The organism is Sphingomonas sp. Leaf28, from assembly GCF_001421685.1.
Taxonomy (GTDB): Bacteria; Pseudomonadota; Alphaproteobacteria; order Sphingomonadales; family Sphingomonadaceae; genus Sphingomonas; species Sphingomonas aurantiaca.
This window is the reverse complement of sequence record NZ_LMKX01000007.1, coordinates 146106-163825: the sequence shown is the minus strand read 5'-3', so window position 1 is coordinate 163825 and position 17720 is coordinate 146106. Positions and strand designations below refer to the sequence as shown.

19 protein-coding genes are annotated in these 17720 nt (G+C 61.1%); 5 read left to right on the top strand and 14 right to left on the bottom strand.

Annotated elements, in window-relative coordinates:
• Positions 1–34 precede the first annotated feature (34 nt).
• From ASE79_RS07330 to ASE79_RS21395, 3 genes are all read right to left on the bottom strand, one after another.
• Entirely contained in the window at positions 35–424 is a 390-nt protein-coding gene (locus ASE79_RS07330) for a GFA family protein (RefSeq protein ID WP_268796160.1), read from the bottom strand.
• A 195-nt stretch (positions 425–619) separates the two neighbouring features.
• Positions 620–1288, bottom strand: a complete 669-nt coding sequence (locus tag ASE79_RS21400; RefSeq protein WP_200910336.1) for a hypothetical protein — start codon at positions 1286–1288, stop codon at positions 620–622.
• Positions 1264–1707 (bottom strand): hypothetical protein, encoded by a 444-nt coding sequence (locus ASE79_RS21395; protein ID WP_056414103.1) that lies wholly within the window; start codon positions 1705–1707, stop codon positions 1264–1266. Before ASE79_RS21395 ends, ASE79_RS21400 begins: the two co-directional genes overlap by 25 nt.
• Before the next feature lie 143 nt (positions 1708–1850).
• On the opposite strand from ASE79_RS21395, the gene ASE79_RS20275 reads away from it, so the two are divergent.
• The 4 genes from ASE79_RS20275 to ASE79_RS07305 all read left to right on the top strand — a co-directional run bounded on the left by ASE79_RS20275 (position 1851) and on the right by ASE79_RS07305 (position 6110).
• Positions 1851–2111, top strand: coding sequence for a DksA/TraR family C4-type zinc finger protein (locus ASE79_RS20275; RefSeq protein ID WP_082445158.1), 261 nt, complete (start codon positions 1851–1853; stop codon positions 2109–2111).
• 215 nt (positions 2112–2326) lie between these two features.
• Positions 2327–2941: a (2Fe-2S)-binding protein gene (locus ASE79_RS07315; RefSeq protein WP_200910335.1), complete on the top strand. Its 615-nt coding sequence runs from the start codon at positions 2327–2329 to the stop codon at positions 2939–2941.
• Positions 2941–3960 (top strand): FAD binding domain-containing protein, encoded by a 1020-nt coding sequence (locus tag ASE79_RS07310; RefSeq protein ID WP_056414097.1) that lies wholly within the window; start codon positions 2941–2943, stop codon positions 3958–3960. The genes ASE79_RS07315 and ASE79_RS07310 overlap by 1 nt, the downstream gene beginning before the upstream one ends.
• Positions 3957–6110, top strand: coding sequence for a xanthine dehydrogenase family protein molybdopterin-binding subunit (locus ASE79_RS07305; protein WP_056414094.1), 2154 nt, complete (start codon positions 3957–3959; stop codon positions 6108–6110). The genes ASE79_RS07310 and ASE79_RS07305 overlap by 4 nt, the downstream gene beginning before the upstream one ends.
• 658 nt (positions 6111–6768) lie before the next feature.
• Here ASE79_RS07305 and ASE79_RS07300 read toward each other — a convergent pair.
• Positions 6769–8004, bottom strand: coding sequence for a hypothetical protein (locus ASE79_RS07300; RefSeq protein WP_056414091.1), 1236 nt, complete (start codon positions 8002–8004; stop codon positions 6769–6771).
• A 150-nt stretch (positions 8005–8154) separates the two neighbouring features.
• Here ASE79_RS07300 and ASE79_RS07295 point away from each other — a divergent pair, with 150 nt between their 5' ends.
• On the top strand, positions 8155–9246 hold the full coding sequence (locus ASE79_RS07295) for a hypothetical protein (protein ID WP_056414088.1): 1092 nt from the start codon (positions 8155–8157) through the stop codon (positions 9244–9246).
• An 83-nt stretch (positions 9247–9329) separates the two neighbouring features.
• On the opposite strand, the gene ASE79_RS20895 is transcribed toward ASE79_RS07295, so the two are convergent.
• The 10 genes from ASE79_RS20895 to mobF all read right to left on the bottom strand — a co-directional run bounded on the left by ASE79_RS20895 (position 9330) and on the right by mobF (position 17718).
• Positions 9330–9680 carry a hypothetical protein gene (locus ASE79_RS20895; protein ID WP_156359594.1) on the bottom strand — a complete coding sequence of 117 codons (351 nt, stop codon included), beginning with the start codon at positions 9678–9680 and terminating at the stop codon, positions 9330–9332.
• Positions 9677–10360, bottom strand: a complete 684-nt coding sequence (locus ASE79_RS20270) for a ParA family protein (RefSeq protein ID WP_082445157.1) — start codon at positions 10358–10360, stop codon at positions 9677–9679. The genes ASE79_RS20895 and ASE79_RS20270 overlap by 4 nt, the downstream gene beginning before the upstream one ends.
• Before the next feature lie 331 nt (positions 10361–10691).
• Positions 10692–10907: a hypothetical protein gene (locus tag ASE79_RS21240; RefSeq protein ID WP_162237013.1), complete on the bottom strand. Its 216-nt coding sequence runs from the start codon at positions 10905–10907 to the stop codon at positions 10692–10694.
• A gap of 310 nt (positions 10908–11217) precedes the next feature.
• Entirely contained in the window at positions 11218–11532 is a 315-nt protein-coding gene (locus ASE79_RS21615) for a hypothetical protein (protein ID WP_235516797.1), read from the bottom strand.
• 34 nt (positions 11533–11566) lie between these two features.
• Positions 11567–11920 (bottom strand): hypothetical protein, encoded by a 354-nt coding sequence (locus ASE79_RS21610; RefSeq protein ID WP_235516796.1) that lies wholly within the window; start codon positions 11918–11920, stop codon positions 11567–11569.
• Positions 11910–12212 carry a hypothetical protein gene (locus tag ASE79_RS07285; protein ID WP_056414082.1) on the bottom strand — a complete coding sequence of 101 codons (303 nt, stop codon included), beginning with the start codon at positions 12210–12212 and terminating at the stop codon, positions 11910–11912. Before ASE79_RS07285 ends, ASE79_RS21610 begins: the two co-directional genes overlap by 11 nt.
• The gene (locus ASE79_RS20890) at positions 12199–12519 is read right to left on the bottom strand and encodes a hypothetical protein (protein ID WP_156359593.1); all 321 of its coding nucleotides are present in this window, start codon (positions 12517–12519) and stop codon (positions 12199–12201) included. The genes ASE79_RS07285 and ASE79_RS20890 overlap by 14 nt, the downstream gene beginning before the upstream one ends.
• A complete protein-coding gene (locus tag ASE79_RS07280) occupies positions 12506–13660 on the bottom strand; it encodes a nuclease-related domain-containing protein (protein ID WP_082445156.1) in 1155 nt (384 codons plus the stop codon). The genes ASE79_RS20890 and ASE79_RS07280 overlap by 14 nt, the downstream gene beginning before the upstream one ends.
• Positions 13661–13690: 30 nt before the next feature.
• Complete coding sequence (locus tag ASE79_RS07275) at positions 13691–14452, bottom strand: type IV secretion system DNA-binding domain-containing protein (protein WP_056414076.1); 762 nt, start codon at positions 14450–14452, stop codon at positions 13691–13693.
• A 2-nt stretch (positions 14453–14454) separates the two neighbouring features.
• Positions 14455–17718, bottom strand: coding sequence for a MobF family relaxase (gene mobF / locus ASE79_RS07270; protein WP_056414072.1), 3264 nt, complete (start codon positions 17716–17718; stop codon positions 14455–14457).
• Positions 17719–17720 lie beyond the last annotated feature (2 nt).

Genomic DNA, 17720 nt, shown 5'->3' with positions numbered 1-17720 from the left:
CTTGGGAGGCACGAGACTTATCTTCTGCGGCAGATCATGACAGTCTGTCGATTATCCCCGATGACCGGAAGGTTTCCACGATCTCGGTCGGATCATCGAATTCCTTCTCGTAGCTGTGCGGTAAGTCGAGCTTTGCCCAAGGCATTGCACTTCGCACGAAGATCTGAGCGACGGGTTTGACCCACTCTGCGTCGTCAAGAGTCGAGGGACGCACCACGACTGTGTCCGGAGTTCCGTCCGTTGTCGTGTGCGTCCACACTGCGCACGTGGGACAACGATATGCGCGGCTCTCGTTTCCGCTCTCGGCTGTCTTGGTGATGACGACTGGTTCACCCGTGTGCGAAAAGCCGTCCTTGTCTACAGGCATGCCCAGCGAGAAGGCACTCGACGTCTGCTCCTGGCAGTCCGTGCAGTGGCAAGCCATCACGAATAGCGGCGCCTTCGTGAGGCGGTATCGGATGCCCCCGCAGCGGCAACCGCCCGTGATTGCGTAAGTCCCGTCAGCGTCGCGCATTGATAAATCTCCTTGACCTTCCAACCGCTTGAGAAGCCAAATCGTTCACCGAAGCATGACCAGAGCGACCATAACTCCAGCTTGCCAGCTAGCTGGGCAAAACGCCTATAAAATAGAAGGTTCTTCGATCCTGATGCCATTGGCTTGCCCACGATATTCTCGAGCTGCAGCGTAGGCAGGCTTCCGAGCACGCATGATCGATCCCAGTGGCCGATGCGCGGCCAAACCGATCCAGGGGTTGAACGCTAATCCGCTTTCGATCTCAGCCCACAGTTCCTCTGACCATGACTGCTGCGGGTTGGCAGTAACGCGGACTACCGCGACGTAAGGACTTTCGTCCTCGGGCCACTCGGTAGCGGAGTCTTCGACAGGCATCGCCTCGATGTCCGTCGCCAACTGAACCCTTAACTCCCATACTGCTGGAAGCGCGGCAAAGTAACGCTGGATTGACCCGCGGATCGCGTCGGGATGGCCGGACACACCAAGGGCCTTGCCAGATAACGCGACCAGCTCGGTCGCTACGGGTGCAAGAACCACCTTGGCAAAATAGTCACCGTGGAGGATCGCTGCCTGTGAATAGAAGCTGTCACCGAGTAATTCGGTGGTTGCTTGGCCGGCAAGCGTGGTCAATGTTGCCGACTTCATCCCGACCTTCTCCAAGCCAGCATTTGTCATACGCGAAATAACAGAGAGCGCTTCTTTGACCGGCTCGGCATGCCCCGTCGTAGCAGCCAACACCTTCAATTGCTTTAGAAAGCCGGCAGCAGTTGCCACTTGAAACGATGGCGAATATTACCGAGAACGTAGTTCTGAGTCGTATCGCTTTCGCTTCCGGGCAAACGTGCTCCGCTTACCCCTAACACCTTCAGCGCCACCCCGCGCGGGGTCGAAACATTGTCGCCGAGCACGTCGCCTGGTGTCGTGCTGAAACGCAGAATGGTATCGTACGTAGCAGCCCTCTCGAACAGTCCCTGCGCAAGAGATGTCGGAAGATCGGGGAGGACTTCGAACTTGGCTTTAAGATAGCCGTGAGCCTTGGCGTGTACGGCCCGGTGAGCATAACCTGTATCTGCGTGCGTCTTGCGCTGGATCGCCAGCATCGCCTCGGTAAGGCCGCTCTGCGTCTCCACCTCGTCATCCGGCACGTTTTCGAAACTAGGGTCGAAGCGAAGCGGAAATTGGGTTTTGCTCATTCATTTGAAACGTTCTGGGATCGTTCCTGGACGCATAACTTCTTAATCCGAGGGCAATTATTGTGTCTCGGCTGGTATGCGACATTCATGGCGTGGGTACGAACCGTTCCTACATGGTGAGGGACAACAGCAGGAGAAGATAAGTGGCCGGTGGATGGAGCCGCGACGGCGCGGTGCAGGACCAGATTGATGATACCATTACCGATGCAGTTCTGGTGGCCCGCGCCCAGATGCCGGTGGGTGAAAGCCGACTTACCTGCACCTCGTGCGGGGACGACATTCCCGAAGGGCGCCGACGCGCGCTACCGGGCGTACACACCTGCGTAGCCTGTCAGAGCGGCCGGGACCGCCCCGTGGCGACCGGCATGAACCGACGTGGGAGCAAGGACAGCCAGCTGAAATAGTTTAGACGCCCCGCAGGGTTGTACCCTTCTCACAACTGCGTCGCATATCGACGTGGTTAGACCCCTCCGAGAATGTAAGCGAAGCTTCCGGAGCTGGCCCCTTTAGCTGCCGCAAGCGTCGATGGCAGCAACGACTGCCTGACCCATCTGAGCGCTTTAGCTAACCATCTGTTTCGGCTACGAATGCCTGGCGAGGCAGGCGCTCGTCCGGAGAGATGTTGATGGCTGATATGGATCACTTGCTGGGCGTGCCGCTGACGCGGCGCACCGCACTGGGTGGCACTGCTGCGCTTACCGCATCTACGCTTATTTCCGAGGGCGATCCTGCAGTCGCTGCGCCAGCGGCCAAGCCTGTGGGCGTCCGATTGGCGATCCGGACGACGGTCAACGGAAAGGCGGTACCGGTAGAGATCGATGTGCGGACATCGCTGCTCGATCTCCTGCGTGAGCAACTGCACCTGACTGGCGCCAAGAAGGGCTGCGACCATGGCCAGTGCGGCGCATGTACCGTGCACGTCGACGGTCGGCGCGTAGCGTCCTGCCTTACGCTAGCAGCCAAGGTCGACGGACGTGCAGTGACAACGATCGAAGGGCTTGCCGATGGCGAGACGCTGCATCCGATGCAGCAGGCCTTCATCGATCACGACGCGCTGCAATGCGGCTATTGCACACCGGGACAGATCATGGCGGCAGTGGCGTGCGTGCGCGAAGGCAACGCCACAACAAAGGACCGCATTCGCGAATATATGAGCGGCAACATCTGCCGCTGCGGCGCCTATGTCGGCATCGTTGCGGCGATCGAGCAGTTTGCGGGAAGGGAGAAAGCCTGATGCGCCCCTTCACCTATGCACGACCCGAAAGCGCCGTAGCGGCAATCCAGGCCTTCACAGCCGCGGGAGCCGGTGCGCGCTACATCGCAGGTGGCACCTCGCTCTATGACCTGATGAAGCTCGACATCGAGAAGCCTCAGCACCTCATCGACGTCACCGCGGTCCGAGGGCTCGATGGAATAGAGACGGACGGTGAGCGGCTACGCTTTGAGGCGCTCGCACCGATGAGCGCAGTCGCGACCGACAAGGTCGTGCTGCGCGACTATCCCGTCCTCGCCGAGGCTTTGTGGAAGGCTGCCTCGCAACAGTTGCGCAATATGGCGACGGTCGGCGGTAACCTGCTGCAGCGGACCCGCTGTCTCTATTTCCGCAACGGTGCGGGCGGAACGTCGGTTGGCAACACCTACCCGTGCAACAAGCGAGAGCCAGGCTCGGGTTGCGCGGCAATCGGCGGGCTCGACCGCGGCCAGGCTGTGCTGGGCCAGAGTTCGTCATGCACCGCCGTCTCACCTGGCGACTGGCCCGTCGCGCTCGTCGCGCTCGACGCCTATGTCGAAGTGCTGGGCGCCAGCGGTAGCCGCGCTATCCCCATTGCCGAACTCTATCGTCTGCCCGGCAACACGCCGAATCTGGAGTTCACCTTGCAGCCGGGCGAAATGATCACAGCGATCGTCGTGCCAAAGACGAAGGCAGGCCGGCATTCGACGTATCACAAGATTCGTGACCGGGAGAGCTACGCCTTCGCACTCGCCTCGGCAGCGGTCGCGTTGGAGATGGATGGTGACACAGTGACGCGCGCTCGGATCGCCCTTGGCGGGGTGGCAACCAAGCCATGGCGTGCGACCGCGGCAGAAGCACTGCTGGCTGGTAAGCCTCTGACCCCGGCAACCGCACTGGCGGCAGGGCACGCCGCGTTCGCCGATGCCAAAGCTGGTAAGCAGAACGGCTTCAAGATCGAACTCGGCGCGCGGACCGTTGCCGATGCCCTGACTATCGCCGCAGCGAGGAACCGGTCATGACCGCCCCCTTCCCCAACCGTCCCCGTGCCGATGCCCGTGAGAAGGTGATGGGCGCTGCGCGCTATGGCGCCGACCATCAGGTCGCTGGGCTGCTGTACGCCATGCAGGTCCCGGCAATCATTGCGAAGGGGCGGATTGCCTCGCTGTCGGTCGATGCAGCGATGCAGGTGCCGGGCGTTATTCGCGTGCTGACCGCGACCGACTTTCTGCCGCCCCCCCCTGCGACCCCTGGCGCACCGCCCCCGCCTGCGACGCTCACGGCCGACATTGCCTATCGCGGCCAGCCGGTCGCACTTGTCGTTGCCGAGACGCTCGAGGCTGCGATCGAGGGCGCCGAGGCCATTCGTCCGACCTACACGACAGCGCCCGCGTTCACCTCGCTCATCGAGCAGCCGGGGATGGTGCGCGAAGCCGTCAAACCGGTGACAGCGGGCGATGCGACGCAGGCGATGGCGCGCGCGGTAACCCGCCACAAGGCGGACTATGTCTCACCGCCACAGCACCATAACCCGATCGAAATGCTGTCGACGACGGCTGTATGGGAGAACGGGCAACTCACCATCTACGAAAGCACGCAGAGCAGCAGCAACACCAAGGGTGCCGTAATGCGCAACATGCGCCTTACGCCCGAGCAGGTGACGGTAAAGAGCCCACAGATCGGCGGGGGCTTTGGCCAGCGTGGCGGGGCACAGCGCCAGACCGCCCTTGTCGCCCGCGCCGCGATGCTGCTCGGCCGACCGGTCAAACTTGTCCTGCCGCGCGGGCAGATTTTCCATAACGCGACCTTCCGGCCAAAGAACCGTCACCGGATCGAGATCGGTGCGGATGCCAGCGGCAAGATGATCGCGGTGCGCTACGACGCCGATCAGCAGCAATCGCGCGAAGGCCAGTTTCCGCCCGACTACCACGAGTCCGTACCCATGCTGTACGGCATCGAGAATTACCACGGGACCGCCGCCAATCTGCGGATCGATACGCAGGCGCCAGGTTATATGCGGTCGCCGACACCGCATCCGTCGTGCTTTGCCTTCGAAAGCGCGGTGGACGAACTTGCCCTCAAGCTCGGCGTCGATCCGGTCGCCTTCCGACTGCGCCACCGCGCCACGACCGATCCGATCCACGGCCAGAAACTCTCGTCCTGCTATCTATCGGAATGCCTGACGGAGGGCGCCCGTCGTTTTGGGTGGGAACGGCGTAGTCTCCAGCCTGGATCGATGACGCTGCCCGACGGCACGCAGGTCGGCTGGGGCGTGGCATCGGGCGCCTATCCGGGCTCCGCCCATCCCAACATCGTCACTCTGCGCGTGAACGCAGACGGCATGACGCGGTTTGCGGCTGCAGGGCATGAGATGGGCCAGGGCATCCGCTCGACCATCGAACAGGTTCTCGTACGCGAACTGGCGATCGATCCTTTGAAACTGGAGATCGCGATCGGCGACACCAGTGTAGCGCCTCAGCACACGACGGCGGGATCCTGGGGCACCGCGAGTGTCGTGCCGGCAGCGGCAGAGGCGGCTGCCAAGTTGAACGCTGCCATGGCCGAGCTGTTGGCGGGGCGTCAGGTGGCGGGCAATCTTCACCGACAGCTTGCGACCGTGCGGCGTCCCTCGCTTCAGGTCGAGGTCGAGCATGTTGCTGTCGACCAGGGTCCGAAGGATCTGGCGAAACTGCGCAAGGGCGGCATGGCGCTGGTCGGGCCGGATTACTCGACCTTCACGACCTACAGCTACATTGCCCACTTCGTTGAAGTTCATGTCGAACCGGGTACGCGCCGCGTCCGCGTGCCACGCGTCGTCAGCATTGCCGATTGCGGGCGGGTGATCTCGCCTCGCACGGCCGAGAGTCAGGTTCGGGGCGGCGTGATCTGGGGCATTGGTGCGGCGCTCCGCGAAGCGACCGAAGTCGATCCGCGCTATGGCGGGTGGCTGAACAACGATCTTGCCGACTATGTCGTGCCTGTGAATGCCGACATCGGGTCGATAGACGTCGGCTTTATCGATCGACCAGATCCTCTGATCAATGCTCTTGGCGCAAAGGGGCTTGGCGAAGTTGCCATGACGGGCTGTGCCGGCGCCATTGCCAATGCCATTCACCATGCGACGGGTAAGCGGCTGCGCGAGATGCCGTTCAGGATCGAAGATCTTCTGTAATCGAACCGAGGCGAAAGACCGCGGCTGAGACGGGAAATCACATGCCTCCGACGTGCCGAGCTATATCAAAAAGCCTCTTAAAGCATCGGACCTTGTTGGATGTACGTACTTCCTCTCGCTGCGGCAGCAGCCATGATGCAATCGCCGGTTGCCACCACCGCGGTAAGACCTGGCACGATAGCGATCGTGGCTGCTGATAGTCCGACTACGTCTCCCGCTATCATGAGAACGTTCACGGACGCCGTTCAGCGAACCCTCCTTCGAACACCATTCCTGCCCCTGCCCGACCCGAACCACAGCCTTTACATTGCCAACGTTGAGGTATCGCAGACACAGCGCGGCGTCGTCAGGTCCGGCAACGATCGATCAGACCGGCCAGGCATGGCAGCGGGCCTTGGAGGCCTGTCGCTGACTTTGCCTTCGGGGAAGGATCAATTGCGTGGACTGATCGTAACCCGTCTCCAGGTGACGGTATCGCTGCGCCGCGACAATCACGTCGTGTGGACGGGGCAGGCGACCACGGTGCGCGCTAGTGGCACCCGAACAGGCGATCCCTCAGTTGTCGCTACGGCGCTGTCGGACGCTCTCCTGACGTGGTTCCCTCGGCAGCTGCCGGGACCGCTGTCTGTCCCGTAAGACTCACCGGGTAACGCGATTATCAGGCTCTGATCTTCGACAACACGCGCGCCGCAACATTGCTCCTGGCGGCAAGCTTCCGCCCATAGCGCAGTGCCGTCGATGGCGACGACCAACGCAGCGCCTGAGCAATGCCAACGCCGTCCTCCCCGGCTGCGAACAGATCCTGCGTCAGCCCTACCCGCAGCGAGTGGCTTGATAGCGCCCTAGCAGCCTCCTCGACCTTCGCGATATGCATCTCGACCAGCCCCTGATCGAATGCACTCAGCGCCACACGCCGATAGATCCCGTTGACACCCTGCCGGCTAAGCGGGGCCGTCCCGACGGTGTAGACGGTCCTCGCGGGTTCAGCCTTCTTGCCCTTCAGCTTCTCCTGCCAATGTCGCGTGTGTCCCGGGATCGCTTCGTACGCCATCGGCGGGACCGCGGCGCGCAAACGGCGCCGATCAACCCCCACGCGGCGGAAGACCGGCCCCTCGGTGATGTCGCTCGCGACCAGCCAGGCGCCGACCCGGCGCATCGTGTCCGCGGACAGCCAGCCCCAGGCCCCCTGCCCTTCCTGATCGGTCTTGGATGATGAAATGAACAGGAGCGCCGAGCCATCACTGTGCGGATCGATGTGCGCGACGGTGACCGCGACGAGCTCACTGACGCGCAGTCCCGCATCATAGCCGAGCGACAGTAGTGCAGCATCGCGCAAGCCCTGCAAATCGCCGCCACAGGCACCGAGCAGCGCGGTCAGCGTGAACCCCTTGGTATGGGGGTCTAGCGAGGCCCCGAAGCGCAACGGGGCCGCTTGGCGTTGGGCAGCGCCACGACGCCGGCGCAGGCCTTTGAGCGCCGCACGGACCATGACGTGGCTGGTGGGCGCATGCCCCTTCTCCTGCAGGCCTGACAGGCCGTGTGCGGTGGCGAGACTGGCAACCCGCCGGGCGACCGTGGCGGGCTTGGCGCCCCGCGCCTCGAGCATGGCAATGTAGCGGACCAGGTTTTCGGGCTCGGCGGGCAGCGGGGCGACACGGATGTCCTCACACCAACGCAGATAGCAGGCCAGGTCCGACGCCAGCGCCGCCTTGCTCGCCACTGCCATAGCGCCGAGCTGCGCGACGAAGCCGATCTCGCTGACAGGGCCAGCATCAGCGGGCAGGGCAAGACCCAACAACCGAGTAACGCGGGCATCGATCAGCTCGACCAACCCACGTCGTGCCCGGACCGGAAGCCCCTCCCCGTCGGTGCGGTGGACGACGATTTCGCTCATGCCGGCCCTGTCCGCTGGTCCGATTTGCCCTGCATTCCGCCTTCGTAGCACATCGCTTTAGTTACCATAATGTCCGATTATGGTAAGTCACCTTTATTGCCTAAAGATGCTGCCTAGTGATTTACGGTTTACTAGCGTACTGCCGTCTCTATGCCGCTCCTTGATTTCACCTCCCTTGCCTACGCGTTCGGTCGACTGGCTGGCGCAGCGCGCTTTGCGTCCCCCGAAATCCGCAGGGTTGCGAGCCTGGCAAACGTTGCCAGCGCATGGCGTGCGTATCGGCGCGACGCCGGCGCCGGCGATGTCGGCCCTGCGCATCAGCCAAGCAGCGATCCTGGCTCGATCCTAATGACCGACGACCCACGCCGCGACGCCGTCGTGCTCTGGCTTGCCGCACACGGGGTGCCACCGATTGCCGACGCTGCAACGATGGTCGTTCGCATGGTCAACGCGACGCGCGGGTTCGAGGTCGATGCGCTGGCATTGCTCAACGCCGCCGAGGATGCCTTGGCGCAGGCGGCTGCCGGTGGCCCCCTCACCGGTGCCTGCGGACTGGCGGACGCCGGTCCGGATCATCCGCTCCATGGGCTGGCGCGCGCTGCGGTCGCGGTCGACGTTTTGATCCGCGCGCCGGACTTCGCCGAAAGCTCTGGGCACGAGGCGCTACTCCCCCTGCCCTCCCGATCGATGCGGCATTACGCTGCGTCCGAGCCGGCCGGATGCTGGGCCCTGAACCTTGTGCTTGTTGCACGCGGCATCGTCCCACCGGTTACCGGGATAGTCCCGCGCACGGTCTTTCGCCTCGATGTCACGGACGCCCAGCGGGCTGCCGCGCTCGTCGACCATAGCACGCATGAAGCGTTGGCCGCGTTCACGAACTTGGAGCGCATAGAATCGGTGTTGGCTCGCGGTCGGGATGCCCTCGTCGGCTTATCCCGCAACGCCCGTGCGTTTGAGGCTTGGACGCTTTTGGCGGCGCTCGGTCCGACCACGCGCAAGCAGCTCATGCGCGCGCTTGGCTTGTCGCGCGCCGGTGCCGATATCCAGGCGCGCACGCTTGCTGCTGCGAGACTCGTCGGGCTCGAAACGGGAGGTTTGGTATCCCCCGCCCTCCCCGGTTCGTCTCCGTCGCCGTCTGCGTCCCTCGATCACGGTCCGCTTTGTGCAGCGGCTGCGGATCTTGATATCGCAATGGCAGAGATTGACCGCCTCCTCACACGGGGTCTCGATAAACGAAACTAGCCAGTGCGAGTTTTGGATACCCACGAAGATTATTAGCCCGTTCGCTTGCCTTACTTGCGGGAGGCTCGGTGCCTAGAAGAACCCTAATCCTTCGCGGTAAGTGCCCGCAGTTCCTCGAGTGCCTGCCAATAGGAACGGTGACCACGCTGGTTGGTAAATTCAACGAACCAGTCGAGTGTTTCCTGTGGACCCTTAATAAAGAGATTTCCCTGAGCGACTGTCTCTCGCCGACGTCGGCTAGGTCGAGCTGAGACACTCTCGCCCTCCCCCTGGGCGCGATCGACGAACCCCATTGCAGCGCCACGCGCGACTGCCTCCTCTTCTCTCATAGGATCGATACGAAGAGGCGCTTTCGAGAGGCCGGAAAGATTGAGTTTGTCGGCGACTTCGTCAGCCGATGCCGCATTAGGCTTCTTGAACCCATAACCGCTCATCGGTCAGTCTCCTCACGCACAGCCTCTACTACTGCGTACGCAACTTCGAATGCGTTTCGTTTGGCTGCTGCAAGCCCTGAAGTCTTTTCATCGGTCAGCTCTTCCAACGTTGATGCAAAATCGAATACGTCACGGTAAGCCGCTCGTTCTACCAGTCCCTTGTTGAGCAACGGTAGATCAGCATCCTTTATTGCTGAGGTAATTCGTTTCGCAGATTTCGTCTCGATCGCCGCGTTGTCACGACTTCGGACGAGGCGGTACGGAATAACGCGGCCCAAGGCTTCCGCCTCCTCGTGTATCAAACCAACGGCATTAGCTGCTAATTCTGCGTCAATGGGCGACAGATTGAACGGAATCAGTACCAAGTGAGAGCGGGCAAGTGCTCTTGATGTCATCCGCGAAGCCGTCCCCTCAAGATCGATTAAAACAAAGTCGTTCTTCTCGGTGAGGGCGTCGAGCACCTTTACTAGCTCTGACTCTTTAGGGCTTGCTACAATCTCAAACGGAAGTGCCCTCCCCTCAGCGGTACGCCTGGCGCCCCACTTCGCTATGATCGCGTTTGGATCAGCATCGACGACGACAACCGACGCGCCGCTGCGAGCCAGCTCCCCAGCGAGAATGAACGTAAGAGTCGTTTTGCCGGCACCCCCTTTCGGGTTTGCTACTGATATCGCTGGCATGCCTGCGTTTCCTCATTAACATTTTGCTAGGCTACTAATTGCCTATTGCGATCGATTGGCCATGCATAGGCTGTTGGCTGTCTATCGAAATCCTATTGATAGTGCAAGACATATACAATGGATATCCTTTTGGAAGCCTTTGGATTGCCTATCGATATAGTTGCCTATGCATATGGTGGCCTATGCATATGCGGGCCTATGGATATCCTTGCCTATGGATATGGCGGCCTATCGATATGGTGGTCGATGTTTGATAGCCAACCAAAGAATATTAACTGGATATCCTTATGGTAGCCAAACGAAATGGATATCCTGCGGATATTCACCCCCCTCACTGGCCTACGTCGTAGGCTGCTGGAGTTAGACGACCACCGCTGCTGCCAGGATCGTTGGCAAAATGGAGCAGCTTTACATGCAATAGATAGTCTGTCGCCTTCAGCGCAGCCTGATTGTTTGCGCCAGCGACCGATCCACCCACAGCAAGCTGCCGCTCGCGCTGGAGGGCATATAAACCTTCTCCGCGGGCGACGAGCAGGGGATCGCCCAACTATGACACCAGGAGCTTCAGCAAAGGGCAGGGGAGGGGAGGGGGTCAACACACAGGCATCCATCGTTTTGTGCGTCAGCCACCCAAATCAGAGCCACCATGGCGGCAAAGAGCCCGTCGGCAGGGTTCACCGCGTACGCTTCTAGCCCAGCGCGATTGCCCTTAGGAGCGGTCGCCGCACGGCATCTCCATGTCACCATCAGTGTCGATACCGCCCTTAAGGAGCTTTTGCGCCGTCGCAGGGGGGGGGGAGGGCGATCGCAAGCATCCCAAGGATTGCGAGTGTCCGATTTATGTGTGTTCCCCTTGTTCAGTTGAGCGGTTTTGGGTTGGTAAAGTTGATGCTGGTGTGGAGGTTGCCGGCCGGCGACCGATGCAAGTCGATCGTCCGACTGGTTCGCTGTGTGAAGACCATCGGCCGCACCACAGTCTCATAGGTGGTCGATGTACCGAACCACTTCGTCAGACCGTGCCATTTGTCCCCCTCGATGATTCTCATCCGGTAAGTGCTGGGTGGCACCGGTACGGATACATCCTCGTTACGGTTCACATAGACGGAGATGACGTGAACGTCGGTTTTTCGATCAAACAGCTGTACGACAACATTTGCATCTGCCGCTGTCACCCCAATTTTCGACGTCGCCGTCTTTGGATCGACGCTATTTGACCGTGACGGTTCCGGACGCTGGGAAGGGCAGTTCCGCCACGCGATCGGGAAACCAGCCGGAGCGTTTTGCCTCACGGTAGGCGGGGATCAAGATAGGCATCGCGCATAGCAGGAATATCCATTTCTGCATTGGGTGCGTCTGAGCATGTTGTTTAGGACGATGTCGGTTCTTCTGATAGTCGAACCCACGACTGGCTGTATCGCTGCCAAGCGGTACCGCTTTTCCGTGTTTGTCGTGCGGCTGCTCTACCCTCGCTTTGCGATCGTTCCAGATTATTGTGCCGGAGGCCTTTCTCTGACGGTCCCGATAGCGCTCGCGCATATAGTCTCGGTCATCAATGCCCATGACCAGCCCCCGCAATTTCCTTTGCCCGCCGGTTGACGGCGCGGCGGTGGAAAACACCTAGTTGCTGAGCGAAATCGACGATGACGAACGAAAACTCGTCAGCGACGTCTTGCTCGGCCGCGCAGGTGGGCGCTATCGAAGCTGCAGCCAGTACCAGATGCGCAGCGGCGATGGGATGCGCTTGCATTAGGTGGAATGACTGAGTCCGGAAGCTGTCCGCCAAGTCCGTGTCGGACAGTGCATCGGGTGTCAGCAGCTCGGCCGAGGACGGTTCACTTTCAGCGTGCTGCATGATTACTCCCCCCGGTACGTGAAACGCTTTGCGTAGTGTGCGGCGTGAAGGTGGCGCCCTGCCCATGCCATTGGGCTCCGATCATCGCGCAGGCGATCGCCCACAGGGCCGTGAAGACGGCAGTCCCGCCGACGATCCAGAATGTCAGCGCAATCAGCCGGCGATGGCGGTGTCGCGGTGTGGCTTCAGGCGAGGGATCGACCGTCGCCTCCCAGATGACACCGTCGGTCGGCGCGGCATCGAGGCGGGTTGTACGACCACGTTGCCTGGGTGGTGCTCGCATATGGTCGCGTTCAGCCAACCCCATGACTTACCTCCCGCTGTTCCCGATGTGTCGTGATAAGGGCGTCTCGGATGATTGGAGCTTTGCTCGCATCGCTCAGCCAGTTGCGATAGCGCGGGTTCCACCGGGCCACACCCTCGCAAGCCAGCTTCAGACAAACACCCGCTGCTTCATCCCTACCGGCGAGGAAGGCGACGCTGCCGTCAGGCAGTACGCGCTCGTATATACCAGGCACGATCTCAATCTTGTCCGATGCCTTGCCCTCAGCGGCTATGGTGCTTAGCGCGGTATCGCTCGTGACCACGGTTGCCTTAGGCTCGCTTGAGGCGACGACAGGGGAGGCCTCCTCTGCGCTAGCCACGGCCTGGATGCCGCCCTGCTGCGTGACGTCAGACTTTGTCTCGTCGTCGGCTCCGTCTTCCTCGTTGTCGACAACCACAGCCGGCTTGATCTTTGACGATCGCAAGCCGATCATTTCTTCGAGGCCGCGGGGATCAGGCTGGTGGTCTCCTGCGAGCTGCCCGCTGATCGCCAAGAGCGTCTTGGCTGACACGCCGGTTGAGAACAGCCGGCCCATAGGAGATATTCCGCCGAATTCCGTCCATGCTGCAATGAAGTTGTCTGCCTTGTAGATCCGCACGTCGGCGCCGACCTTCGAGCGGTCGATCGAGCCTTCCGGAGGGATGATGACGAACGCGCCGATCGTCTCGAACGCGACGTCATGCCGACGCGCTTTCAGCCAGGCCCTGAGAACCTCCCCTTGGCGTCGGGCCTGTTCCAATGGGTTGGGGATGTCGATCGGCCGTCGCCGTCCCTCATACCAGACGTGCCATTCATTATGCTCGTTCTTGGAGATCCGGCCACGATAGTTCTTCACCTCGACTACGGCCGCTGTGCGCGACAGACGTGACAGAATGACATGATCGAACTGGGCGAACCCTCCGATACCGTCGGGAAGCCGTAGATCGTGCAAGAGAGCGTGGTTTGGCGCGTCATGGAAGTGACGATCGAGGATATGCGCGGTCGATCGCTCACCGTTCAGCCCGCGCTGGCGGTTCATCGTCTCCTTGCGCGCCCGCTCTGGAAGGCGGTCGAAGTCTGGGTTTGCCATAAATGCGGCAATCGCCGCGCATTCGTCAGCTTTGGTCGACGGTTTTACAATCATGTACTAATTCCCCCTCTAGAACTTCGATCTTCAGCAACGGCCTTCGGTCCGGGCCTGCCAAGGCACCGACGACGGTGACACGTCTCGCAACGACGTGCCGGAGGCGCTCGCGGAATGGATTTGCACGATTTGAACCTCCCGCCCGGCGTTCACCTCCAGGCGTGCGACGCAGTCGATGGCAGCCTGGACGGAGCGACAGGCACCATCGTTGACCCCGGCTCCCGCTGTTAGAAACAGCACCGATCGAGGGCTTGTGGTCAGCCAGCGGCGAATGGACGTTGTCGTAGACGACGTCCCAGCCGCAAACCGTCCGGCATCTTCCTGGAGGCGTGCCAATGCCATCCAGCCTGCCCGCGTGTCGGCTGCGAGGTCGATATTTAGGCCCATCGCGTCGGCCATAGATTCATACCCGAAAGCACGAACCCTCTCCGAAACGTCCCGCAGCCTGGCACCGGGTTTCGCCGCTAGTTCCGAAAGCATCTCGGCAAGCACGCAACTGACAGCGTTGTAGATTCCCGGCGCTACTGCGTCTGATCGAAGGATCGCCTCGCCTGCGCATGCGATTTCATGCTGTGCTAGGTGATCGGCAAAGAAGTCCCAGTTGCCGATGGCCGGGTCGAGCAGGAAATCCGTATCCTGGGCGGCGTGAAGACGTGCAAGTTGGCTACCTTCGTCGACGACCATCAAACGTCCGCACCCCCTCCGCGCTTGCGTCAAAAGGAGGTCGAGGATGTCGGATGGAATGGTCTCGTTCGTGCCGCATAGGATCACCGTCGTGGGCGAGTTATTCATTGTCACATATCCAGGCTGAGGTTTTTTTCAGGAAGGCCGCGGATCTGTTCGCCAGACTTGAGCATCGCGGGCAGGGCGCTGAGGTCGTCCATGTCGAGTGGAGGCATGCCAAGCTCGTCGTCCTTGCGATCGGCCTGAACATCGCGCCGATCGGCGTCCTGACCGTCCGTGATCGACGGCATCTCCCCATCGAGGTTTTTGATGTCGGAATAGTCAGTGGTCGACGCGCCCATTGGCGGCAGGTCCGTCATGTCGAGGCTGGCAGGGTCGATCAGGATCTTTTCGCTGCTCGCCTCGTCGAGGCTCTCCATCGCTTTGGTGAGCGCATCGTCGGCCGCTTTGGTCTGTACGACAGCACCATCGATATCGAGGCGGCCGAGGCTTTCCAGGGATGAGGTTTTGTCGCCAGGGTTCTTATCCAGCTGCAGCTCGAGCTTCTGCTGGTTGTCGACGACCATGGTCAGGTCGAGGCGAATGCGGGTGACGCCTACGTTGAAAAGGCGCTGGTTCGACAGATTGCGCTCGAAGGTCTGCATCACCGTGATGGCTTTGTTCACGGTGATGCCCTGCGCCATGTGCATGTTTAGCGCGTAGGCGAGGTCCATCCGCTGCATCATCGGGTCGTTCTTCTCGAGCGTGACCTGGTCCTTGTTCGCCAGATCAACCGTGACCTTGCCGTTCTCAATGCCGGCGATCGTGGCCAGCGAGGCATTGTAGATGCCGCGCTCCTTGTCGTTATCAGTCCACCGAATCCGGTCACCTTCGTGAATCTGGATCGTCTCGATCGTCGCGAGGGACATACGATCCTTGTCGATCATCGGATCGATCTTCTGAGGACTAAACTTGATCGAGCGACCGTTTTTGACGATCTCGACCTTGCCGTTGGCAAAGGTTCGCCGGACCTCGGCTACACCGCGTTCGAGTTTAAGCTCCGGCACCGAGCCCTTGATCTCTAGCCGCTGCCCTTTCTCATAGGTCTTGGCGTAGCGCAGGTCCTCACGCTCGATGTTCACGTTCTGGATGACCGCAATGGATAGCCCGTCACCTTTGAGCGTGCCCTCGTCCTTCAGGCCTTTTTGCACCGCCTGATTGATCGCCGCGCGGGTCTCGCGGCCGGACGCGAAAATGGCCGTGTTGGCACGTTCGTCGGGCGACAGGGCCAGCCACAGGTCGGACGCGTGCGCCGATGGATCCTCATGCTCGACGACTTTGTCGCCAAGCACCTTCATGGCCTGACCCGCCTTGCCGATGTTGGCCAGCGCCGCGACCGTACGCAGCTGGTCAGTCTGCTGGCGAAGGTTGTCATCCATGCGAGCCATGCCGATCTTGTCGGCCTGCATCATGGCAAAGGCCTTGCCGGCATCGATCGGGAGGAGCTGCTGGCGATCGCCGATCAGTGCAATCTTCTCGATGCCGAGCGCTTCCGCGATCGTCAGCATTTTGAGCATGTCGCGGTTCGACACCATCGACGTCTCGTCGACGACGATAACCGTGTCCTTTAATTCGTCACGGCGTGCCTGCGCATCGGGCGTGTTCGGGTTGGTGACGTGCTTTTCGTTGTGCCAGATGAAGTGGGCGATCGTCACGGCTTTAACGCCGGAATCCTGCATCTGGTCGACGGACATCTCGCGGGTGGGGATGGCGTCGGGTCGCGCCATGCCTTCCTTCATGTCGGCGACCATCTTATTCTGAAAGGCGAGGCCCAGGATCGATTTGCCTTCTCCCTCAACGACGCGGGCAACGGCTTGCAGCATGGTCGACTTACCGGCACCGGCGATGCCCTGGACCGCTACGATGCGGTCGGAGGTCGATACGATCAAGGTCGCGGCTGCGAGCTGGCCTTCGTTCAGGGGGTGAGGGGAGGCGGCCTGCAATCGGTCTGGCGCTTCCGAGGGAGCCACGATCGGAGCACCTGCGTCTTTACCCGCTTGGACCCGCGCAAGTATGCTCTCCTCGGTGTGAAGCGCTTCCGGTGTCGTGACAGCCTCGACCTTCTGACCCTGGTGGGTAATTTCCCCGGATAGCAGTTTGCCCTTCTCAATGAGCTGCTCGACCCTCGCCTCGACATGATCGATGGTGACGCCCTTCAGGCCGAAATCGAGTGCCTTCTTGGCGACCTTGTCTTTGTCGAACGCGGCTTCGCGCTGATTTAGACTACGGACCGCGGATGCGACAGCAAGCTGTGCGTTGGCCTGCCCGGTTGACTGCGCCAGGCGTACAAAGCCGCGGGCAACCAGCGGGTCCGGTGACCGGAGCAAGCCCGACACCGTATCCATCGCGACTTTCACGGCGTCCGCGATTACGGTGTAGCCGCGCCCGATCGGGCCAGCATTCTCGCGTTGCTCCAGCTTTGCGGCGTTCTGTAACGCTCCTTCGAGCAGCTTCTTGCCGTCAAACCCTTGCTCTGCGGCCTTCTTCATCCAGTCGAGCACGAGGCCGTCGCGGTCTTCGACATTCAGCTTGGGATCACGCGTATTTACGGTGATTTTGTTACGGCCTTCCGGCGAGACAATGCCAAGCTCAGCCGCCTTCTCCATGATCTGTTCACGGCGCTGGCTGAACGTCTCCAGCACGGCTTTCGGAACGCCGGCAATTTCGAACGTCCCGTGCTTGCCGGTCATCTCCACCTGGTAGCCAAGATTCTCCAGCTCATCGCGCAGGAAGCTATGATAGATCGAGCCGATCACGCTGTTGCTTGACCATATCCGGTCGGCATGGAGGGCATGAAGTTTGCCGTCCGGCCCCTTTGTCATGTTGGCGACAATGGCGTGGATATGTGCTTGCGGATCTAGTGCTCGGCTCGTGTCGTGCTGGAACAAGGCGTAGACCAGATTGCCGGTTTTAACCGCCTCGGTTTTCCCGTCTTTCGTCACGCGCGTTTCGGCCAGGTTCTTTTCGACCCACGCCATGGTCTGTTGGACTGCCCTGGTCTGTGCGCCGTCAGGTCCAAGAATGCGTTTGTCGCCGGCAATATACGCCATAACCGACACGGATTTCGGTGCCGAGAACGTCAGGTCGTAGCCTGGCCGTCGCGAGCCCTTATCATCGACGACGCGGTCGCCAGAAGGAAGCTCGCCACTGAGCGCCTTGGCAAATGCCTCCTGTGAGACGGTGCCGGTAAGGCCAGCTGCGGCAGCCCCTTCACCGCCCCACATGCTGACGTCACCGGCCTTCTCATCGGTATAATATTCGCCGCTGACGAAGTCGTCCTTGGTGAAGTATTTTGCGGCGCCGGATGCCGACCTTACGGATGCGATCGAGTGCATCG